General features: G+C 69.0%; 21 protein-coding genes. 11 read left to right on the top strand and 10 right to left on the bottom strand.

Annotation, left to right across the window (positions count from 1 at the left end; genetic code table 11):
* Positions 1-151: 151 nt before the first annotated feature.
* Genes QYS60_RS17705 through QYS60_RS17690 form a run of 4 tightly spaced genes read left to right on the top strand, consistent with a single transcriptional unit; the run spans position 152 to position 3,283 of the window.
* Entirely contained in the window at positions 152-916 is a 765-nt protein-coding gene (locus QYS60_RS17705) for a (Fe-S)-binding protein (protein WP_003934478.1), read from the top strand.
* A complete protein-coding gene (locus tag QYS60_RS17700) occupies positions 913-2,415 on the top strand; it encodes a LutB/LldF family L-lactate oxidation iron-sulfur protein (RefSeq protein WP_371383796.1) in 1,503 nt (500 codons plus the stop codon). Before QYS60_RS17705 ends, QYS60_RS17700 begins: the two co-directional genes overlap by 4 nt.
* Positions 2,412-3,035, top strand: coding sequence for a lactate utilization protein C (locus QYS60_RS17695; RefSeq protein WP_371383795.1), 624 nt, complete (start codon positions 2,412-2,414; stop codon positions 3,033-3,035). Before QYS60_RS17700 ends, QYS60_RS17695 begins: the two co-directional genes overlap by 4 nt.
* Entirely contained in the window at positions 3,032-3,283 is a 252-nt protein-coding gene (locus QYS60_RS17690; protein WP_289377419.1) for a WhiB family transcriptional regulator, read from the top strand. The genes QYS60_RS17695 and QYS60_RS17690 overlap by 4 nt, the downstream gene beginning before the upstream one ends.
* Before the next feature lie 70 nt (positions 3,284-3,353).
* Here QYS60_RS17690 and QYS60_RS17685 read toward each other — a convergent pair whose 3' ends face one another.
* Entirely contained in the window at positions 3,354-4,979 is a 1,626-nt protein-coding gene (locus QYS60_RS17685; RefSeq protein WP_371383794.1) for an FAD-dependent monooxygenase, read from the bottom strand.
* A gap of 28 nt (positions 4,980-5,007) precedes the next feature.
* Positions 5,008-5,970 (bottom strand): MBL fold metallo-hydrolase, encoded by a 963-nt coding sequence (locus tag QYS60_RS17680; RefSeq protein WP_289377421.1) that lies wholly within the window; start codon positions 5,968-5,970, stop codon positions 5,008-5,010.
* A 125-nt stretch (positions 5,971-6,095) separates the two neighbouring features.
* Here QYS60_RS17680 and QYS60_RS17675 point away from each other — a divergent pair, with 125 nt between their 5' ends.
* The 3 genes from QYS60_RS17675 to QYS60_RS17665 all read left to right on the top strand — a co-directional run bounded on the left by QYS60_RS17675 (position 6,096) and on the right by QYS60_RS17665 (position 8,584).
* A complete protein-coding gene (locus QYS60_RS17675; RefSeq protein WP_054372057.1) occupies positions 6,096-6,635 on the top strand; it encodes a MarR family winged helix-turn-helix transcriptional regulator in 540 nt (179 codons plus the stop codon).
* Between the two features lie 108 nt (positions 6,636-6,743).
* Positions 6,744-7,070, top strand: a complete 327-nt coding sequence (locus QYS60_RS17670; RefSeq protein ID WP_371383793.1) for a DUF485 domain-containing protein — start codon at positions 6,744-6,746, stop codon at positions 7,068-7,070.
* A 5-nt stretch (positions 7,071-7,075) separates the two neighbouring features.
* Positions 7,076-8,584 carry a cation acetate symporter gene (locus QYS60_RS17665; RefSeq protein ID WP_289377422.1) on the top strand — a complete coding sequence of 503 codons (1,509 nt, stop codon included), beginning with the start codon at positions 7,076-7,078 and terminating at the stop codon, positions 8,582-8,584.
* Between the two features lie 59 nt (positions 8,585-8,643).
* Here the strand turns inward: QYS60_RS17665 and QYS60_RS17660 are convergent, their stop codons facing one another.
* The 8 genes from QYS60_RS17660 to QYS60_RS17625 form a co-directional block, all read right to left on the bottom strand.
* The gene (locus QYS60_RS17660; RefSeq protein ID WP_040781050.1) at positions 8,644-9,012 is read right to left on the bottom strand and encodes a hypothetical protein; all 369 of its coding nucleotides are present in this window, start codon (positions 9,010-9,012) and stop codon (positions 8,644-8,646) included.
* Positions 9,009-10,229 carry a WXG100 family type VII secretion target gene (locus QYS60_RS17655; protein ID WP_371383792.1) on the bottom strand — a complete coding sequence of 407 codons (1,221 nt, stop codon included), beginning with the start codon at positions 10,227-10,229 and terminating at the stop codon, positions 9,009-9,011. Before QYS60_RS17655 ends, QYS60_RS17660 begins: the two co-directional genes overlap by 4 nt.
* Positions 10,229-11,014, bottom strand: coding sequence for a hypothetical protein (locus tag QYS60_RS17650; protein ID WP_371383791.1), 786 nt, complete (start codon positions 11,012-11,014; stop codon positions 10,229-10,231). Before QYS60_RS17650 ends, QYS60_RS17655 begins: the two co-directional genes overlap by 1 nt.
* A gap of 163 nt (positions 11,015-11,177) precedes the next feature.
* Complete coding sequence (locus QYS60_RS17645) at positions 11,178-11,798, bottom strand: LON peptidase substrate-binding domain-containing protein (protein WP_371383790.1); 621 nt, start codon at positions 11,796-11,798, stop codon at positions 11,178-11,180.
* Positions 11,798-12,271: a DUF309 domain-containing protein gene (locus QYS60_RS17640; RefSeq protein ID WP_003934465.1), complete on the bottom strand. Its 474-nt coding sequence runs from the start codon at positions 12,269-12,271 to the stop codon at positions 11,798-11,800. Before QYS60_RS17640 ends, QYS60_RS17645 begins: the two co-directional genes overlap by 1 nt.
* A complete protein-coding gene (locus tag QYS60_RS17635) occupies positions 12,264-13,022 on the bottom strand; it encodes an ESX secretion-associated protein EspG (protein ID WP_371383789.1) in 759 nt (252 codons plus the stop codon). Before QYS60_RS17635 ends, QYS60_RS17640 begins: the two co-directional genes overlap by 8 nt.
* Positions 13,019-14,260: a WXG100 family type VII secretion target gene (locus tag QYS60_RS17630; RefSeq protein WP_371383788.1), complete on the bottom strand. Its 1,242-nt coding sequence runs from the start codon at positions 14,258-14,260 to the stop codon at positions 13,019-13,021. The genes QYS60_RS17635 and QYS60_RS17630 overlap by 4 nt, the downstream gene beginning before the upstream one ends.
* A gap of 407 nt (positions 14,261-14,667) precedes the next feature.
* The gene (locus QYS60_RS17625) at positions 14,668-15,270 is read right to left on the bottom strand and encodes a TetR/AcrR family transcriptional regulator (RefSeq protein ID WP_371383787.1); all 603 of its coding nucleotides are present in this window, start codon (positions 15,268-15,270) and stop codon (positions 14,668-14,670) included.
* A 109-nt stretch (positions 15,271-15,379) separates the two neighbouring features.
* On the opposite strand from QYS60_RS17625, the gene QYS60_RS17620 reads away from it, so the two are divergent.
* The 4 genes from QYS60_RS17620 to fabG all read left to right on the top strand — a co-directional run bounded on the left by QYS60_RS17620 (position 15,380) and on the right by fabG (position 19,478).
* Positions 15,380-16,525 (top strand): acyl-CoA dehydrogenase family protein, encoded by a 1,146-nt coding sequence (locus QYS60_RS17620; protein ID WP_003934461.1) that lies wholly within the window; start codon positions 15,380-15,382, stop codon positions 16,523-16,525.
* Positions 16,526-16,561: 36 nt separating this feature from the next.
* Positions 16,562-17,779 (top strand): acetyl-CoA C-acetyltransferase, encoded by a 1,218-nt coding sequence (locus QYS60_RS17615; protein ID WP_054372068.1) that lies wholly within the window; start codon positions 16,562-16,564, stop codon positions 17,777-17,779.
* Positions 17,780-17,927: 148 nt separating this feature from the next.
* Positions 17,928-18,689, top strand: coding sequence for an SDR family NAD(P)-dependent oxidoreductase (locus QYS60_RS17610; RefSeq protein WP_054372070.1), 762 nt, complete (start codon positions 17,928-17,930; stop codon positions 18,687-18,689).
* A gap of 27 nt (positions 18,690-18,716) precedes the next feature.
* On the top strand, positions 18,717-19,478 hold the full coding sequence (gene fabG / locus QYS60_RS17605; protein WP_003934458.1) for a 3-oxoacyl-ACP reductase FabG: 762 nt from the start codon (positions 18,717-18,719) through the stop codon (positions 19,476-19,478).
* Positions 19,479-19,544 lie beyond the last annotated feature (66 nt).

Here is a 19,544-nt window from a genome sequence, read left to right as displayed (position 1 = left end):
ATCTGTGGTCAGACCACAGGACCGTACACCATGACCTCGGTCACAATCCAGGGCCGTAGGGGATTCGGAAGAAAATCGGACAGGGGGTGACGCAGGGCACCTACCATGGGTTACTGTGGTCTGACCACATACACCCGATGCGGAGATCCACATGCGAATCGCCCTGTTCGCGACGTGCCTCGGGGACACGATGTTCCCCGACGCCGTCTCGGCCACCGCCCTCCTCCTCACGCGGCTCGGCCACGACGTCGTCTTCCCCGACGGCCAGACCTGCTGCGGTCAGATGCACGTCAACACCGGCTACCAGCCCGACGCGTTGCCGCTCGTCGAGAACTACGCCGATGCCTTCGGCGACAACGGCATCGACGCGATCGTCGCCCCGTCCGGATCCTGCGTCGGGTCCGTACGGCACCAGCACGAGATCGTCGCCGGTCGCTACGGTTCGCCGGCGCTGTGCAGCCGCGTCGACGAGGTGAAGGCCAAGACGTACGAACTCTCCGAGTTCCTCGTCGACGTCCTCGGGGTCACCGACGTCGGGGCCTACTTCCCGCACCGCGTGACCTACCACCCCACCTGCCATTCGCTGCGCATGCTGCGGGTGGGAGACAAACCGCTGCAGCTGCTGCGCGCCGTCCGCGAGATCGACCTCGTGGAACTGCCCGAGGCCGACGCCTGCTGCGGATTCGGCGGCACGTTCGCGCTCAAGAATGCCGAGACTTCCACGGCGATGCTCGGGGACAAGCTGCGCAACGTCACGTCGACGGCCGCCGAGTACTGCAGCGCCGGCGATTCGTCGTGCCTCATGCACATCGGTGGCGGACTGTCGCGTCTGCGCACCGGAACCCGCACCATCCACCTCGCCGAGATCCTCGCCGCGGTCGAACCGGCCGTCTCCCCGAAGGGAGTGCCCGCGTGACCGCTCTCGGCATGCCGCCCTTTCCTCCGCGCGGCTCCGGAAATCTGCGGGGTGCCGTGACGTTTCCTGCCGCGGCGCACGAGGAACTCGCAAACACCCAGCTGCGCCGCAACATCGGCAAGGCCACCCACACCATCCGGGCCAAGCGCCTGAGCGTGACCGGTGAGCTCCCCGACTGGGAGCAGCTGCGCGACGCCGGCGCTGCTGTCAAGACCGACGTGCTGAACCGGCTGCCGGAGCTGCTCATCCAGTTCGAGGCCGCGGTGACCGCCCGTGGCGGCGTCGTGCACTGGGCGGCCGACGCCGCCGAGGCCAATTCCCTCGTCGCCGAGCTGGTCCGCGCGACGGGCTCCGACGAGGTCATCAAGGTCAAATCGATGGCCACGCAGGAGATCGGGCTCAACGAACACCTCGAGGAGCAGGGTATCGCGACCTACGAGACCGACCTCGCCGAACTGATCGTCCAACTGGGGCACGACAAGCCCTCGCACATCCTCGTTCCCGCCATCCACCGCAACCGGGCCGAGATCCGTGAGATCTTCCTGCGCGAGATGCCGGGCGTCGACCCCGACCTGGACGACAATCCGCGGCATCTCGCGGCTGCGGCCCGGAAGTTCCTGCGCCACAAGTTCATGACCGTGCCGGTCGCGGTCTCGGGTGCGAACTTCGGAATCGCCGACACCGGCACGCTCGCGGTCGTCGAATCCGAGGGCAACGGCCGCATGTGCCTGACACTGCCCCAGACCCTGATCACCGTGATGGGCATCGAGAAGCTGCTGCCCACCTACCGGGACCTCGAGGTGTTCCTGCAGCTGCTGCCCCGCTCGTCCACGGGCGAGCGGATGAACCCGTACACGTCGATGTGGACCGGCGTGACCCCCGGCGACGGTCCGCAGGAGTTCCATCTCGTGCTGCTCGACAACGGGCGCACCGCCGCGCTCGCCGACGAAGTGGGACGTGAGGCGCTGCACTGTATCCGGTGCTCGGCGTGCCTGAATGTGTGCCCGGTGTACGAGCGCACCGGCGGCCACGCCTACGGCTCGACGTACCCCGGGCCGATCGGGGCCGTGCTCAGCCCGCAGCTCGCCGGGATGGATGCCCCGGGCGATCCGAACGCGACCCTGCCGTTCGCCTCGAGCCTGTGCGGGGCGTGCTACGACGCGTGCCCCGTCAAGATCGACATCCCGTCGCTGCTCGTCGAACTGCGACACCAGAAGGTCGAGCACGCGTCGTTCGGGATCGAGGCGGCCGCGATGAAGGCGGCGTCCCTGGCGATGTCGTCGTCGCGTCGCTGGACGGCGGCGCAGAAGGCGGCGGGACTCGGCCGGCTCCTGGCCGGGAAGAAGGGGAAGATCACCTCGCTGCCGGGTCCGCTCGCCGGCTGGACAGAAGCCCGTGACATCCCGGCGCCACCCAAACAGACCTTCCGGCAATGGTGGAACTCCGACGAGGGACGTGCCGCGCTGGCGCAGGCGCGCGAGAAGGGACGGCAGCAGTGAGCACCCGCGACGTGATCCTCGGCCGGATCCGCGACGCCCGGACACTTGCCCCACCGGTCCCGGTGCAGGTGCCGCGGGACTACCGCACCGGACGCACCCTGCCGGACGCGCAGCGGCGGGAACTGCTCGTGGACCGGCTCGTCGACTACAAGGCGCACGTGCACGAGTGCGCGCCGGCCGAGCTTGCCGGCGTGCTCGCCCGGGTGCTGACCGAGCACGGCGTGCGCCGCGTGGGGGTTCCCGCGGGATTGGATCGGTCGTGGCTCGCACGGTTCGACGGCGACGTGGTGGTGGACTCGTCCGAGATCCCCGCCCCGGACCTCGGCGGCCTCGACGGCGTCGTCACCGCCTCCGCGGTCACGTGTGCCGAGACGGGCACCATCTTCCTCGACGGCGGCCCCGACCAGGGCCGGCGTGCGCTGACCCTCGTGCCGGACCTGCACGTGTGCGTCGTGCCCCTCGCCGACGTCGAAGTGGGGGTGCCGGAGACGCTGATGCGCCTGGTGCCGGAACGCCCCACCACCATGATCAGCGGCCCCTCCGCGACGTCCGACATCGAACTCGAACGGGTCGAGGGGGTGCACGGGCCACGGACCCTGATCGTGGTGATCGTCGGATGACCGCCACCCGCACCCGGCCGGGGTTCGGGTGGCAGTTCCGCGGCAGTTGCCGCTCCCTCGGCGAGTTCTACTTCTTCGCCCCGGACGGTGAGGACCCTGTCCTGCGGCGACGGCGTGAGGCAGCTGCGAAACGGATCTGCTCGAGCTGCCCGGTGCTGACGGAGTGCCGGACCCACGCGGTCCTCGGCCGCGAGCGGCACGGGGTGTGGGGCGGGCTGTCGGAGCGGGAGCGCCGCCCCGGGCGGTGACGGCGAGGCGCTCCCGCCCCGCTGGACGGGAGCGCCTCGCGGCCGTCTCACCCCACGGCCGCGAGCGGCCTCACCCCACGGCCGCGAGCGGCGTCGCAGTCCGGCCGGCGGCAGCCTGGACGGCGGCGACCAGAGCCTCGGGGTCCGTGCCGTCGACGACGGCGGCGATGTGGGCGTCGGGCCGGATCACCCACACCTCGTGCGGCGCTGCGGACAGACTCTCGGCGAGCGCTGCGCTCGGGTCGAGATCGTCGATGCCGTGGATGCGCACCGGCGCTCGGGTTGCGCCCAGCGCGAGCGTGCGCACCGACTCCGGGTCCACGGCGCTGCCGTGCAGGAGCAGGAATCCCTCGCGCGCCAGCGCCCGCAGCCGCACGGCCCGCCCGGCGCGGACCGGCATGTCCGGCAGCAGGACGCCCGGAACCGGTTGCGGAGCGACACCCTTGGCGGGTCGCCCGGTGAAGGGCCGGGTCGGGTCCGGGGTGGTCAGCGGCGAGTCGACGTACCAGAACGGCTCGGCGAGGCGACCCGAGTCGACCTGGGCGCGCGCGTCCGGGTCGCCGGCTGCCGCGCCGAGGATCCGGACGCGGCGCGCACGCAGCTCGTCGGTCTGCGGCACCAGGAAGTCCATCGTCGCGGAGGTGACCTCGATGTTCTCCAGGGCCGCGGCGCGCCGCTCCGTGTCGTAGGTGTCCAGGAGCGACTCGTCGGCCCAGCCGCGCAGCACGAAGGCGAGCTTCCACGCGGCGTTCTCGGCGTCGCCGACACCGGAGTTCAGGCCGCGGGCCCCGAAGGGGGAGACGAGATGCGCGCAGTCACCGGCGACGAGGACCCGGCCGACGCGCATCCGGTCGACGAGCCGAGCGTGGAAGCGGTACACAGACTTCCACACGATCTCGTAGTCGAGATCGTTGCCGATGATCTGCCGGATGCGGCGGTCGAGAGCACCCGAGGCGGCCTCGGCGTCGAGGTCGTAGTCGCCGGGGACCTGCCAGTCGATCCGGAACGTCGAGTCGGGGCACGGATGGATGAGCACCTGGCGTCCGGGGTTCCACTCCGGATCGAAGTAGAACCGGCGTTCGTGTGCCCAGTCGGGGATGTCGGTCTTGATGTCGCAGATGAGGAACTTGTCGTCGAACGTGCGTCCTGCGAAATCCAGACCGAGGTGCCTGCGGAACGCGTCGGCCCGGGCTCCCATCGTCGCGACAGCGTAGTCGACCGGCACGACGGCCGGGCCGTCCGCCGTTGTGCACAGCACGCGTACGCCGGCCTCGTCCTGGTCGATGCCGTCGACGTGATGCCCCCAGCGGACCTCGATCAGCGGTTCGGCCGCGATGCGCTCGTCGAGGAGTTCCTCGGTGCGGGCCTGGGAGATGTTCACGAACGGCGGGAACGCCGAGCGGCCGTTGTCGACGAACGGCTGGGTGAACAACTTCTCGTTGCGGTAGAAGGTGCTTGCGGTGTCCCAGGTGACGCCTTCGGCGGCGACCTGCTCGCCGACCCCTACCGCCGCCCACACCTCGAGCACGTCACGCTGCTGGCAGATCGCCTTCGACCCGATCGGGTCGCGCTCCGGGCGGCCGTCGAGGACGATCACCCGGATGCCCCACCGGGCGAGCAGCAGAGCCGTGGTCTGACCGACGGGCCCGTTACCGAGCACCGCAACGGTGCCGTTGTGAATATTGCGCGCTGTCATCATCTTTCCCTCTCGTGCCGTGGCAGGCTCAGCCCTGCAGCTGGGCCCACACCTCGCGGTCGCGTTCCGCGGTCCAGATCACGGGGCGTTCGATGCCGGCCAGCTCGTCCCACACACGGGAGACGTCGAAGGGCAGGCAGTGCTCGAAGATCGGCCAGTGGCCGTACTGCTCGTGCAGGGCGGCGTGCGTGGCGTCGAAGGCCTCCTTCAGGGTGCCGCCGCGGCGCTGCACCGCTCCGACCTCGTCGAGCATCACCTGCAGGAAATGGCGGGTCTGCTCGATCGCGGCATCGACTGCGGCCCGGCCGTGGCTGACGGCGCCGCGTCCGCCGACCAACGCTTCGGCGCCGTACGCCTTGATCCGGTCGAGGGTGCCGGTGGACCAGTCGCGGTGGAAGGCGTCGCCGGTGTAGAGGGCAGCCTGGGCCTCGACGAGGTCACCGGCGAAGAGGATCTTCTGCTGCGGCAGCCACGCGACGAGGTCGCCTTCGGTGTGGCCGCGGCCGACGTGTTCGAGCACCAGTTCCCCACGGTCGCCGCCGAGGTCGATGGTCATGCGGTCCGCGAACGTCGCGGTGGGCCACGTCAGCCCGGGCACCGAGTCGGCGCCCTTGGCAAGTCGCGGCATCCGGCCGAATTCGGAGGCCCAGTCCTCGAGTCCGCGTTCGGCGATGAGCGCGGCGGTGGCCTCGTGCGCGACGATCGTCTGCGCATCGAATGCGGAGGCGCCGAGCACCCGCACCGCGTGGTAGTGCGAGAGCACCAGGTACCGGACGGGCTTGTCGGTGTGCTCGCGCAGCTTCGCCAGCCATTCGCGGGCCGCGACGGGAGTGGCGAGCGCCTCGAAGCAGACGAGGAAGTCTTCGCCCTCGATGGCTCCGAGATTGGGATCGCCCTCGGCGGTGAGGGCGTACACGCCGTCGGCGAGAACTTCCAGAGTCTGCGTCTTCTCGCCCAGATCGGCGGAAGAGGCGAAGGACAGTGAGGTCATGTGGAACCACCTTTGATCAAACGTTTGAATAAAACTGGATCCAATGTAAGTGGCGTCACACCGAATGTGCAAGCCTTTGACCACTTCGTGCCCGTATCCGGGGTTGTCGTCTCTACGCTGGCAGCGTGACCGAGCCTGCCGAGAACGTCGACGACCTGGACTTTCTGAGCTTCGTGGACTTCGCCGTGCGCAAGACGACGCGGGTCATGCCGGAGGTGGACCCGCAGGCGATGCGACTCGTCCTCGAGCTGACTCGCGTTGCCAGCGCCCTCGTCTACGACCTCGAGTCCAGCGTCCATCGCCCCCAGGGTTGGAGCTGGCCGGGGTTCCGGGTGTTGTTCATGCTCTGGCTCTCCGGGCCGAGCGACGCAAAGCGTGTCGCCAAGCTCTCCGGAATGAGCCGCGCTGCGGTGTCCGCCCTGGTCAACACCCTCGAGCGGGACGGCCTGGTAACGCGGCGGCGTGCGGAGCACGACCGTCGCGCGGTCGAGCTGGCTCTGACCGAAGCCGGCGTCGACGCCATCACCAGCACCTATGCCGCGCACAACAGGCGCGAACAGACGTGGACCGGTGTCCTGAGCAAGCCCGAGCAGACGATCCTGATCGGTTTGCTGGAGAAGCTCGCAACCGCCGCGGACGAGTTGGAGATCCACACCCGCGACTGAGCCACACCCGCACCCCCCTTGCGCTTTGTGATGGTCCTCACTTACCGTAGGAGCAGCCAATCAATCAAACCATTGATTGATTGATACCGTCTTCGCACCGAGGTGATCATGTCGCTCGATATCTCTGCACCCGCCGACGGCGTCGCAGCCCGGCCGGCCGGGGCCGACCTGGACGCGGTCCTCGCCCTGGCCCGGCAGCGCCGGCGCCGCTCGCTCGGCTCCGCGGCCGTCCTGCTCGTCGTGTTCATGGGCTACATCGCCCTGACCACGTCGACCACCCTCCTCTCGGGCCGCCTCGGCGGGCTCGGCCTCGCCTACTGGGTCGGCTTCGCCGTCTTCGGCGTGATCCTCGTCGTCGCGCAGGTCTACACCCGCTGGGCACGCCGCATGGACGCGGTCGTCGACGCCCATCTCGCCGCGCTCGAAGGGCGGTGACCGGGATGGGACTGAGCGTCACGATCGTCGTCGCCATCATCGGCGTCACCCTCGGCATCACCTACCTCGCTGCCAAGCGCAACACCTCCACCGACTCGCACTACGTCGCCGAAGGACAGGTCGGGCCCGTCGGCAACGGTCTCGCCATCTCCGGCGACTACGTCTCGGCCGCTTCGTTTCTCGGCATCACCGGCATGATCGGCATCGCCGGTTTCAGCGGCTTCTACTACGCGACCGCCGTGCCTCTCGCGTACCTGCTGGTACTGCTCATCATCGCCGAACCGCTTCGCAACCTCGGCCGCTTCACCCTCGCCGACGCCGTCGCCGCCCGGTTCGACGGCCGCGGACTGCGCGCCGCCCTCGCCGTCACCACGATCGTCATCTCCGCGATGTACATGGTGATCCAGTTCGTGGGCGCCGGTCTGCTCGTGCAGGCCCTGCTCGGCATCAAATTCTGGGTGGCGGTCGTCGTCCTGGGCATGCTCATGGTCGTCTACACCATGTTCGGCGGCATGCTCGCCACCACGTGGGTGCAGGTTCTCAAGACCGGGCTGTTACTCACCGGCACCGCCCTGATCCTGTTCCTGGTCCTCGCCAAGTACGGTCCGAGTCCCTTGCACGTCGTCGAGTCGTTGCCCGACGCGTCCACGTCCTCGCAGCCGCAGACCACGACCAAGACGTTCGACATCATCTCCCAGCAGCTCGCGCTCGCTCTCGGCGTCATGGGTCTGCCACACGTGATGGTCCGGTTCCTCACCGTCAAGGACGCCCGTGCCGCACGCAAGTCCGGCGTCGTCGCCCTGTGGATCTTCAGCGGCTTCTACCTCGTGCTGCCCTTCATCGGGTACGGCGCGATCCGGGCCCTGGGCTCCGACACCATCGCCGCGGCGCATCCGCAGGGCAACCTCGCCGTCGTCCAGCTCGCCGGCACCCTCGGTGGTCCCGCCCTCGAAGCGGTGATCATCGGCATCACGCTCGCCACGATCCTCGCGGTCCTCGCCGGCGTCGCCATCGCCACGTCCGGCGCGTTCGCCCACGACCTGTACACCCATGTGATCAAGGGTGGAAAGGCAACGGGGGAGCAGCAATTGAAGGTTGCTCGGCTCTCACTGCTCGGCATCGCCGTTGTCGCCATGTTCCTCGCGCTCGGTGCCAAGGGGTTCAACCTCGGCTTCCTGGCCAACGTCGCGTTCGCCGTCGCCGCGAGCACCAGCCTGCCCGTGCTGCTGCTGAGCATCTACTGGCGCGGCTTCAATCGCGTCGGCGCCACCTGGGCGCTCGTCGGCGGCCTCGCCGTCAGCCTCGGTCTCGTCGCGATCAGCCCCAACATCCTCGGACCCACCGGCCTGATCCACGGAATCGACCCGCTCTTCCCGCTGACCATCCCTGCTCTGGTCTCGGTACCCGCCGGCTTCCTGCTCGCGTACGTCGGCTCGCTCGTCGGGCGGTCCCGTCCGGAGGCGGCCGGCACCGACTTCACCGACATCGAACGCCTGGCCCTCCTCGGCCGCTGACGCGGCCGGTGTGTCCTTCGGGTTGCCCTGGCAGCCCGAAGGACACACCGCCGTGGACGTTACGATTGCCAGGGGATCCGGTAGGGCTCCTGCTCGGCTGCGGGCGCGGAACGCGGCGACTGCGGGAACCACCGGAGCCGGGGGTCCGCCCTCAGTTCGGCCACCTCCGGCGGAACCGGACGTGCCACCATCTCGATCTCGAACCAGTGGCATTGTCCGGCAGCAACTCTCGCCGCATACCGGCGCAACTCGGGCGACGCGTCCTCACCTGCCGCGAGTTGTTCCAGTAACGCCTCGTCGACCTCGATACTTCGGTCCCGGCCGGCACCGGCGAATCGTTGCGCGCGGATCACCGCGCTGTCGAGGTCCGTCACGGCCCGGTGGATGCGCCGGAGCGGACCGTCGAGGTGCGCGGGCACGTCCCTCACGGCGCATCCGCCCACGGGTCCCCGCCGACCGAATACGCTTCGGTGGGCCTGTTCGTGGGGCCGCTCACGTCTGCGACGCCGGCGAGATCGACGGCCACCGCCGCCCGGTGCCCGGTGCGCTCGTACGCCTCGGTCAGCGGCGCCAGATCTTGCTCCACCCGCTCCTGCAGGGCGTTCGCCGGCGACGCCAGAGCGTCGAGAAACATCGTCAGCGCGTCCGTGAGCTCCCGGATGCGGGCCACGACGTCGTCGACGAATTCCATCGTGTCCCGGACGATCCTGGCGAGCGTGACGATCTGTACGGCCGTGCCGGCGAACGGGACCTTCTTCAGCGCGAACTTCAGCTTCTGCACCCCGTCGTCGAACGCTACCTCTTCCTCGAGCATCTCCCTCAGCGACCGAACCGCGGTGACGATCCCTTCCCGGATCTTGTCCGCAACCAGGTGGCACGTCTCCTCGATCACTCGTCCGACCGGTCCCTCCCATCGGAGGGCATCGACGATCCGGGCGGCGTAGTCCGTGAAGGCCCGCGCAGCCTGCCCGTCCCAGTGGGGATCCAGTGTCCCGACGACGGCGGCAAGGTTCTCACCGCTCGTCTCCACCGCCTCCCCGGCGACGCGGTATGCGTTGCCGAGGCGCTCCAGTTCGTTCCAGTTTCCGCCCAGCGGTTCGAGCACCTGCGCGATCGGACTCCACCCGGTCAGCATCTCGATTGTCTTGTCGACGTCGCCGAGCCAGCCGGCCGCCTCCGCGACGACCTCACGGACGTCCTCGTCGGGGGTTTCGGGGTGGGGGAGTTCGATCCTGCGCGCACCCCCGTGCCGCACGGGACCGGGGTACGGTCGGGCCGGCCCTGTGGCCGGTGCCTCGGGACCGTGTGCGTCGATCGATTCCGGAAAGAGGAGGTTGGCGTTGAGCCGTTCGTAGTTGCGTTTCTCCGTGTCGTAGTAGATCCACGCGCAGCGGTTCAATTCGATGCCGGTCTTCAGGCAGAGGTCGGCAAGGACGAAGAATCGAGACTGAGCCGACGGCAGAACCGCCCGGAACCCGTCCTGGATCGTCCGCAACAGTGCACCGTCCAGTGTGCCGGTCGGCTCACCGTGGACGGCGAGGTACCGGTTGGCCCACAACACATCGTTGCCGATCTCCTGCGCAGCGACGGCAGCGCCGGCGATCTGATTCGCGGTGGCACTGAACCTCTCGTATGTCTCGGACATCACGACCTCCTCAGCGACTCGACGAGGCCGTCGATGGAGTCGTCGTCGAGCTGGCCGGCCACACCGCGATCCGTCTGCACGACGAAGACCACGACCTCCGCCGAGGCCAGACCGGTGGTGGCCACGAAGTCCCACCGTGCTGCCGGCGGGGCACATTCGTGGACGGGAGGAATGTCGGATACCAGCGCCGTGATCCGGACCGCCGGATTTCCGTCGATGTCGAAATGGACCGGGTCCGAATACTCGACCTTCGGCGACTGTTCCCCGCCGGAGTACATCCACTCGACTGCTCGAACCTCGTGAGCAGCCACGGTCAGCAGGTCACCGGCGGACCGCCCCGTGACACCCACGGACGCCAGCGTGGACGTGTCTTCCGCGGCGCAGTACCCCTTCCCGAGAGAGGACGCCGAACCGATCACCAGCATTCGACCGTCACGGCCCTTCCACCCCATCACGGACTCTCCCCCGAACCAGCCGGGTGGCGTGGTGTACGTGAGTCCGAACTTCGTCGGTACCGGTTGCGGTGCGCCCTCGGGAACGTCGGGCAGGTCCGGAGCCCGCTCCATCGACGGGAATCCCGGTGGCAGTTCACGTCGTGGCGTTGTGGCAGTGGGTGACTCGGTCCGTGACGTCGTGACCGGTGGGGCCCACTCCGGCACCGCCTCCGGAACATCCGGAGCCAGCAGGCTCCCTGCTGCCGATATCCCGCCGATGGCGAGCGCACCCGCCACACACCACAACACGACTTTGCCCAGCTCGAAGACGACGACGCCCCACTTCGACATTTCTCGACCCCCCTTGTCGACAGCGGAACAATACCAGTTGATCTGGTCCACAGGGGTTTCCGTGCTCCGAGGGTGTGGACAACTCGGCCCGCCGGATGGGCAGCGGCCGTCGGACGTGGGCGAACGGGGGCTGTGTGGTCCGGGGGACCGGTCGATCTCGACCTCACATGCTGTCGAGACGCCACTGTGCGAGCTGGACTGCGTTCGAGACGCATTCGGTCACCACCGCCGACCGTTCGGCGGGGCCGGGTGCCGTGAGTATCTGCAGGCGATCCGCTTCACCTATCGGAACGAATCGTGCCAGCGAGAACAGCCGCGCGCCGGGCTCGTCGGGCAGTTCGGTGATGCTCGGCGGTTCGATCCGCCCGTTCGACAGCCGGTCGAGCAGACCGTAGAGCCGGCCGAGCCCCACGCTCAGTCCGGCGAAATCCACCGGGCCGGAGTCCGTGTCCGGCCACGGCTCGACCTCTGCGCGCGGATAGGGATCGTCCGGAAGCCAGTTCTTCACCCGGATCCGCTCCTCACCGATGCACTCCAGGACGTATCGACCGTCGTCGAGTTCGGTGTCCATCACGATCCGCGCGACCGTGCCGACGTCGTGGCGGGTCTCGCCGCCCCCCACCTCGTGTCCTCGTTCGATGAGCACGACGCCGAACCGCGGCCCGTCCGGATCTGCGAGGCAGTCCTGGACGAGACGGCGATAGCGCGGTTCGAAGACGTGGAGCGGAAGGGCGTCGCCCGGAAGCAGGACGGTTCCCAGCGGGAACATCGGGAGCACGGGCATCAGGGCAGCCGCAGCCGGGGAATCGGCGGTGCCGGAATCGGCTCGCCGCGTTCGATCTCGGTCAGCAGGTGCTCGGCCCACGCCGCCAGGCCGTCGATGTCCAGCCCGTGCGGCGGCTCGTCCTCGTAGTGGCGGATCCGAGCCTCCCCCTGCCGCAACAACGATGCGGCGCCGACCGGATTGCCCCGCAGCAGGTGCGTCAGTCCCACGGCGAGCTGCGCCAACCCCTGCCACAGGGGCCGCTCCTCGACCGGCGCCGATTTCCACGTGCTCTCCAGCACCTCGTGCGCATGAAACGGATGGCCGTGGTCGAGCAGCCGCTGGGCCTCGGTGATCGCCTCGTCGGGCTCGAGGTCCAGGTCCTCCGGGACCCGCTCGACGCCCTCCTCGCCGTAGGGCAGGGGGCGCCCCAGCGCGTCGCGCGGACGGGCGTTCTGCGGTTTGCCGTCGACGGTTCGATCCCGTTCAGCCATGAACCCAGCGTAAACCGGTATCGCCGACCCGACTCCGCTTCTCGCGGGCCCCGTCGACGGCGAGGGCCAGCTCGTCGCGCAGCAGCGCCGGCGTCGCGGGACAGACGTGAGTGTGGCGTCCGGTGCGGAACAGGTACCGCCCGTCGCCCACGACGTCGAACCAACCGAGATCGGTGACCGGCGTGAAGGTCAGACCGTCGGGTGAACACAGCACCCGCAGGTTGCCCGTCCCGGACCGCGGATCGGTCAGCAACCGTCGCAACCGGACCGCCGGCGGCGCCTGCGCGGTCCGCAGGATCTGCGTCGGGGTCGAGAACTCGGCCACCTCCGCGGTGGGTGCCGACAGCGCCGGCGCCGTGCCTGCAGGCGCGTCGGGCAGACACTGCACGACGGCGTCCGCCAGGGCGTACGCCGCCGAGGTCGTGACGACGAAATCGCCGGCACGTCCCGGTTCCTGTCGCACCAGAACTGCGGCGTCGTGCCTGATGCAGCCCCGGAGGCGCAGCTCGGAGTCGCCCGAGACCTGCCCGTACACCTCGACGGTGACCTCCGCATGCCGCATCGTCGCCATCGCCGCGGTGAGCTGCTCGTCGGGATTCGCGCGCCGCCACCGCTGGGCCGCCTCCATGTTCGCGGCGTGCTCGTCCTCCCACAGTGCGGTCGAGCGGTAGCGCAGGGGAAACGGGATCTCGTCGAGTCCTGTCGCCGTCCACAGCGCGAGGAACCGGTCGGGTGTGAGCCGCCACGTCATGCCGGATCGACCCCCAGCACCGGCGGCGCGGTGAGCGGCATCGGACCGATCAGCTCGTTCCCGTTGTCGACGCCCACCAGGTAGCTGGGCACCGTGCGAGCGGCTTCGTCGTCACGCGCCGGACGTGCGGGGGCGCCCAGCATGCCCGGGTACATGCCGCTCGCGCGGGCGGAACCGGCGCGGGTGCCGGGACCCGACGTCGCCGAACCGGTCGTTCCGTTCGCCGTCGGCACACCCCCGACGGGACCGGGTCCGCCGAGTCCCGGAGCGCCGGCGCCGCCTGGACCGACCCCCACGCCGCCACCCCCCGACGTCGCTCCACCGGGTCCGCCCGGGACTCCGCCGGGGTAGCGCTCCGGGGCCGTGGCCGTGGCCGTGCCGGCCGTCGTCGTCGCCGCCGGGACGGTCGTCGCGGACTCGGCACCATCCGTCGCCGGGCCGCTCGGCGCTGCGGGACGGTCTGTCGCAGGAGCATCGGTGGACGGGGTGCCCGTGGCCGGTCCGCCCTCGCTGTCGGCTCCTGCGGGCTCGGAACCGCCACCTGGGCCGTCCGCGCCGTCCGCGGTGTTCGTGGCGTCCGCGGCGTGCCGGACCGGGCTCGATCCGGCCGGTCCCGATCCTGCCGTCGCCTCGTGCGGGGACGGCAGGATCGGGACCGCCGTGCCGGATTCACGGTAGTGCGGGACGTAGAGCGACTCCATGACGCGCACGGCCTCGGTGCGCGCAGCCTCCGCCGCCCGCGCGAACTCCGCCGCGTCCTGGGGCACCACCACGCCCGACGGCAGCGGGATCCGTGCCGGCGGCGGTTGCACATTGGTTCGCACGGCCGTGGCGATCTCCGACGCCGCAGCGAGCTTCGTCGACACCGACAGCAGGGCCGCCACCAGTTGTTCGGTCGACTTCGCGAAGGAGCGGGTCGCCGCGACGGCCTGCCGCGCCGCCTCACCGTCCCATCCCTCGGCAATCCTCTTGCAGATCATCTGGGTTCCGAAGATGAAGCCGACGCTCATGTCGGTCGCGATCGTGCGCCAACTCTCCGCCAGGCTGCGCATCGCCCCCGGGTCCATTGTCTGCACGTCCCGGTAGATGGCGTCGTGTTCCATGCCGTGGAAGTTCTCGAACACGGTGGCGTAGTCCGGGTCGAAACTGCCGTCGAGCCGTGCCACCAGGCTGGTGTGCCAGTTCGTCAGCGCGTCGACCCGATCCGGTACCGCGGGATCGAGCAGCGGTGCGAGCATCGATTCGATCGGATTCTCGTTGTGCGACAACTTATCCGGAACTTCCACTCACGATCGCGGCCGGCCGCGTCGTGCGTCTTCCGGTGCCGTGTGAATCCTCGACTGACATGCCCATGGAGTCCCCCCGATTCCGTGGTCGTGCGCAGGATGCTAGCGGACCGGGCAGTCTGTGGCGAGTCGTGCCGGTGGTGCCGGGATCGTTCTCCTTCCCATTCGCGCGTTTCCCAGTCGTACGCTGCCTCGATTGCGTTCGCGGGTGACTGGCGCCCGCGCGGATACCGCACGACTCGGGAAGCCGTGCGTTCTCCGATCACGCCCGACACCGGTTGCGTGCGCGGACGGCCGATCGCCGCGCGAAAACGTGCCCCCGCTCATGGACCCCCCGATCCGTCGTGTGGGGGCAGATCCTAACGGACGGCGCCGACGAGGCGCAGGGCCAGATCGGAATAGAGGTTCGCGATGGCGTGGGGCTCGTTGTAGCGGCCGGAGGGGTACCAGCGGCAGATGTCGACGCACAGCGACATCAGGGCCAGGGTGACGCCCTCGGTGTCGGGGACGGTGAACTCACCCGAGGCGACGCCGGCGTCGACGATGGTGCGGACGACCTGCGTGGTGCGTCGGCGCAGACCGGTGATGACGCGGTAGTGCTCCGGGGTGAGGGCGGTCAGCTCGTACTGGACGACGCGGGCGCGGCGATGGTGCTCGGCTTGCCACTCCGCGAACCGGGCGATCACGGTGGACAGGCGCGTCGTGGCGTCCTCGCCGGGCAGGTCGGCGGTGCGCACCACCTCGAGGGCCAGGTCGTGGCCCTCGTAGCTGATCGCATAGAGCAGTTCTTCCTTGGACTTGTAGTGCGGGTACATCGCGGCCGGGCTCATGTCGAGACGAGCGGCGATCTGCCGGGTGGTGGTGCCGCCGTAGCCGTTCTCGGCGAACACCTCGACGGCTGCCTCACGCAGCCGGGCCGCGGCCTTCGATCCGCTGATCACCGCGTCCCTGGATGTGCTCACGTCGTGCTCCCGTTCCTGCTACGGCCTGGTTGACAAGATAGCGGCCGCGGTTCACTATAAGCGCACGCTTAGAAAATAAGCAGATGCTTACAGATTTGAGGAGCGGTTGATGCGACGCACCCTGTACGGCCCCGATCACGAGGCGTTCCGCGAGTCGGCGCGCGAGTTCGTGAACCGGTTCGTCATGCCCCGTGCGGAGGAGCTCATCGAACGTCACGAGATTCCGCGTGACATCTGGATCGAGGCCGGCAAGGCCGGCTTCCTGGGACTCGAGATCCCGGAGCGCTTCGGTGGCATGGAAGCGAACGACTACCGCTTCAACGCCATCCTCGGTGAGGAGTTCGCCCGCGCGAACATGGCGCTGTCCTCGTCGATGGGGATCCACTCGGACATCACCGTCCCCTACATCGTCCACCTGGGCAACGAGGAGCAGCGCGAGCGCTGGCTGCCGCGCTGCGCCACCGGCGAGCTCATCTGCGCCATCGGCATGACCGAGCCGTCGGGCGGCTCCGACCTCGCCAACCTGAAGACCACCGCCGTGCGCGACGGTGACGACTGGATCCTCAACGGCGCCAAGACGTTCATCACCAACGGCTACAACTGCGACCTCGTCGTCGTCGCGGCTCGCACCGACCCGTCGAAGGGCGCGAAGGGCATCTCCCTGTTCGCCGTCGAGCGCGGGATGGAGGGCTTCGAGAACGGCCGCAAGCTGGACAAGGTCGGCCAGCCCGAGGCCGACACCGCAGAGCTGTTCTTCAAGGACGTTCGCGTCCCGCACGCCAACCTCATCGGCGAGGAGGGCATGGGCTTCATCTCGATGATGAAGATGCTGCCGCAGGAGCGACTCGGCTCCGCGGTCAACAACGTGCACCACGCCAAGCACATTCTGCTCGAGACCATCGAGTACGCGAAGGAGCGCAAGGCGTTCGGCCAGGCCATCGGGGCCATGCAGTACAACAAGTTCCTGCTGGCCGAACTGGTCACCAAGATCGAGGTCGCCGAGGCGTACGTCGACCAGGCCGTCGAGGCACATGCCGACGGCAAGCTCACCGCAGTGGATGCGGCCAAGGCGAAGTGGTGGAGCGCGCAGACGCAGTCCGAGGTCCTGGACGCGTGCGTGCAGATCCACGGTGGCTACGGGTTCATGAACGAGTACCGTGTGGCTCGTGCATGGAAGGACGCCCGCGTCACCAAGATCTGGGCCGGCACCAACGAGATCATGAAGGAACTCATCGGCCGCGATCTGGGCCTGTAGAGACTCGAAGCGTCAACACCGAACAAGGAGCGCGTGATGCCCGAAGCTGTGATTGTCTCCACCGCCCGTTCTCCCATCGGGCGAGCGATGAAGGGGTCGCTCAAGACCGTGCGCCCGGACGACCTGGCCACCCAGATGGTCGCCGCCGCCCTGGCGAAGGTGCCGGAGCTGGACCCGACCCAGATCGACGACCTGCTGCTCGGCTGCGGTCAGCCCGCCGGCCAGTCCGGGTTCAACATCGCCCGCGTCGTCGCGGTGCAGTTGGGCTACGACTTCCTGCCCGGCGTCACCGTCAACCGCTACTGCTCGTCGTCGCTGCAGACCACCCGCATGGCACTGCACGCGATCAAGGCCGGCGAGGGCGACGTGTTCGTCTCCGCGGGTGTCGAGTCCGTGTCGAGCTTCGTCACCGGCAACGCCGACGGCCTGCCGAACACCAAGAACCCGCTCTTCGCCGACGCCGAGGCCCGCACCGCCACGCTCGCCGAGGGCGGCACGGCGTGGACCGATCCGCGCAGCGAGGGTCTGCTGCCCGACGTGTACATCGCGATGGGGCAGACCGCGGAGAACGTCGCGTCGATGACCGGCATCTCCCGTGAGGACCAGGACCGGTGGGGTGTGCGGTCGCAGAACCGGGCCGAGGAAGCCATCAAGTCCGGCTTCTTCGAGCGCGAGATCAGCCCCGTCACCCTGGCCGACGGTACCGTCGTCACCACCGACGACGGCCCGCGGCCCGGCACCACCTACGAGGCCGTGAGCCAGCTCAAGCCGGTCTTCCGCCCCGACGGCACCATCACCGCGGGCAACGCCTGCCCGCTCAACGACGGCGCCGCGGCCCTGGTGATCATGTCCGACACCAAGGCCAAGGAACTCGGTCTGACCCCGCTGGCGCGGATCGTCTCGACCGGTGTGTCCGGTCTGTCGCCGGAGATCATGGGTCTCGGCCCGATCGAGGCGGTCAAGAAGGCCCTCGCCCACGCCGGCAAGACCATCTCCGACATCGACCTGTTCGAGATCAACGAGGCGTTCGCCGTGCAGGTGCTCGGCTCCGCCCGTGAGCTCGGCATCGACGAGGACAAGCTGAACGTCTCCGGTGGCGCGATCGCCCTCGGTCACCCGTTCGGCATGACCGGCGCGCGAATCACCGCCACGCTGCTCAACAACCTGCAGACCCACGACAAGCAGTTCGGCGTGGAGACCATGTGCGTCGGCGGCGGTCAGGGCATGGCGATGGTGCTCGAGCGCCTGAGCTGATCCCTTCCGACCGGAACGCGAACGAGGCGCGGCCGCGGGCCCGAAAGGGCTTGTGACCGCGCCTTTTTCGAAAACTACATATTGAACTCGAGCGCGAATTCAACTATACAAGTCGCGTAGGTACCAATTTTCGGAGGAGACTACCCCCATGTCCGTACTCGACAAGTTCCGCCTCGACGACCGCGTCGCGATCGTCACCGGCGCCTCCTCCGGGCTCGGCGTCGCCTTCGCCCAGGCCCTCGCCGAGGCCGGAGCCGACGTGGTGCTCGCGGCCCGTCGCGCGGACCGACTCGAACAGACCGCCGAACTCGTCCGTGCGGCAGGCCGTCGCGCGCTGACCGTCGAGACCGACATCGCCGAGCCCGAGCAGGCGCAGAGGATGGTCGACGCCGCGGTCGAGCACTTCGGAAAGGTCGACATCCTCATCAACAACGCCGGTATCGGCACGGCCGTCCCGGCCACCAAGGAGACTCCGGACCAGTTCCGGCGCGTCATCGACATCAACCTGAACGGCTCGTACTGGGCAGCGCAGGCCGTCGGGCGCGTCATGCAGCCGGGCAGCGCCATCGTCAACATCTCCTCCGTCCTGGGCCTCACCACCGCAGGACTGCCGCAGGCCGCCTACGCCGCGAGCAAGGCCGGCGTGATCGGCCTGACCCGCGACCTGGCCCAGCAGTGGGGGGCCCGCAAGGGTATCCGCGTCAACGCCATCGCGCCGGGATTCTTCGCGACCGAGATGACCGACGAATACCAGCCCGGTTACCTCGACAGCATGAAGCCGCGAATTGTTCTGGGCCGCACCGGTGATCCCGCCGAGATCGCTGCCACCGCCGTGTGGCTCACCTCGGCGGCCGCCGGTTACGTCACCGGACAGACGATCGCGGTCGACGGCGGCCTGACCATCAACTGAAGTTTCCAACCACACCGGAGGTAAGCAGTGAGCGAAGCAAGCACCCGCACCGCCATCGTCACCGGCGCCGCGCGCGGCATCGGCGCCGCAGTCGCCAAGCGTCTCGCCGAGGACGGATTCCAGGTCGCGGTTCTGGACCTCGACGAGTCCGCCTGCGCCGACACCGTCTCGGCCATCGAGGCGGCCGGCGGCAAAGCCCTCGCCGTCGGCGCGAACGTCGCCGACGAGCAGTCCGTCGCCGCGGCCGTGGAGAAGGTCGCGAACGAACTGGGCGACCCCACGGTGCTGATCAACAACGCCGGCATCACCCGCGACAACCTGCTGTTCAAGATGACCGTCGACGACTGGGACGCCGTGATGAACGTGCACCTGCGGGGCGCGTTCCTCATGTCCCGTGCGACGCAGAAGTACATGGTGGAAGCCAAGTTCGGTCGCATCGTCAATCTGTCGAGCACCTCCGCGCTGGGCAACCGCGGCCAGGTCAACTACTCCGCGGCCAAGGCCGGCATGCAGGGCTTCACCAAGACCCTCGCGATCGAGCTCGGCAAGTACGGCGTGACCGCCAACGCGATCGCCCCCGGGTTCATCGAGACCGAGATGACCGCGGCGACGGCCGAGCGGGTCGGGATGTCGTTCGAGGACTTCAAGGCCGCCGCGGCCTCGCAGATCCCCGTCGCCCGCACCGGAAAGCCCGAGGACATCGCGCACACCGCGTCGTTCCTCGCGAGTGAGGGTGCGGGCTTCGTCTCCGGCCAGGTCATCTACGTCGCCGGTGGTCCGAAGGACTGACGGCGAGGACCGAACCACGACGACGCCGTGCGTCCTTCCCCCCCTGCGGGAGGACGCACGGCGTCG

The organism is Rhodococcus sp. GXMU-t2271 (assembly GCF_041414735.1).
In the GTDB taxonomy this organism is placed as follows: domain Bacteria; phylum Actinomycetota; class Actinomycetes; order Mycobacteriales; family Mycobacteriaceae; genus Rhodococcus; species Rhodococcus indonesiensis.
Note: the sequence above shows the minus strand (reverse complement) of the source record. Positions and strands in the feature narration are given on the sequence as shown.

Excerpts from the sequence above, each read along its gene's own strand:
- QYS60_RS17640 (WP_003934465.1), bottom strand. The coding sequence starts at position 12,271 with ATGGCTGAACGGGATCGAACCGTCGACGGCAAACCGCAGAACGCCCGT.
- QYS60_RS17680 (WP_289377421.1), bottom strand. The coding sequence starts at position 5,970 with ATGACCTCACTGTCCTTCGCCTCTTCCGCCGATCTGGGCGAGAAGACG.
- QYS60_RS17665 (WP_289377422.1), top strand. The coding sequence starts at position 7,076 with ATGGGACTGAGCGTCACGATCGTCGTCGCCATCATCGGCGTCACCCTC.
- QYS60_RS17615 (WP_054372068.1), top strand. The coding sequence starts at position 16,562 with ATGCCCGAAGCTGTGATTGTCTCCACCGCCCGTTCTCCCATCGGGCGA.
- QYS60_RS17635 (WP_371383789.1), bottom strand. The coding sequence starts at position 13,022 with ATGACGTGGCGGCTCACACCCGACCGGTTCCTCGCGCTGTGGACGGCG.
- QYS60_RS17690 (WP_289377419.1), top strand. The coding sequence starts at position 3,032 with ATGACCGCCACCCGCACCCGGCCGGGGTTCGGGTGGCAGTTCCGCGGC.
- QYS60_RS17610 (WP_054372070.1), top strand. The coding sequence starts at position 17,928 with ATGTCCGTACTCGACAAGTTCCGCCTCGACGACCGCGTCGCGATCGTC.
- QYS60_RS17685 (WP_371383794.1), bottom strand. The coding sequence starts at position 4,979 with ATGACAGCGCGCAATATTCACAACGGCACCGTTGCGGTGCTCGGTAAC.
- QYS60_RS17630 (WP_371383788.1), bottom strand. The coding sequence starts at position 14,260 with ATGCTCGCACCGCTGCTCGATCCCGCGGTACCGGATCGGGTCGACGCG.
- QYS60_RS17670 (WP_371383793.1), top strand. The coding sequence starts at position 6,744 with ATGTCGCTCGATATCTCTGCACCCGCCGACGGCGTCGCAGCCCGGCCG.
- QYS60_RS17650 (WP_371383791.1), bottom strand. The coding sequence starts at position 11,014 with ATGTCGAAGTGGGGCGTCGTCGTCTTCGAGCTGGGCAAAGTCGTGTTG.
- QYS60_RS17620 (WP_003934461.1), top strand. The coding sequence starts at position 15,380 with ATGCGACGCACCCTGTACGGCCCCGATCACGAGGCGTTCCGCGAGTCG.
- QYS60_RS17655 (WP_371383792.1), bottom strand. The coding sequence starts at position 10,229 with ATGTCCGAGACATACGAGAGGTTCAGTGCCACCGCGAATCAGATCGCC.
- QYS60_RS17645 (WP_371383790.1), bottom strand. The coding sequence starts at position 11,798 with ATGCCCGTGCTCCCGATGTTCCCGCTGGGAACCGTCCTGCTTCCGGGC.
- QYS60_RS17705 (WP_003934478.1), top strand. The coding sequence starts at position 152 with ATGCGAATCGCCCTGTTCGCGACGTGCCTCGGGGACACGATGTTCCCC.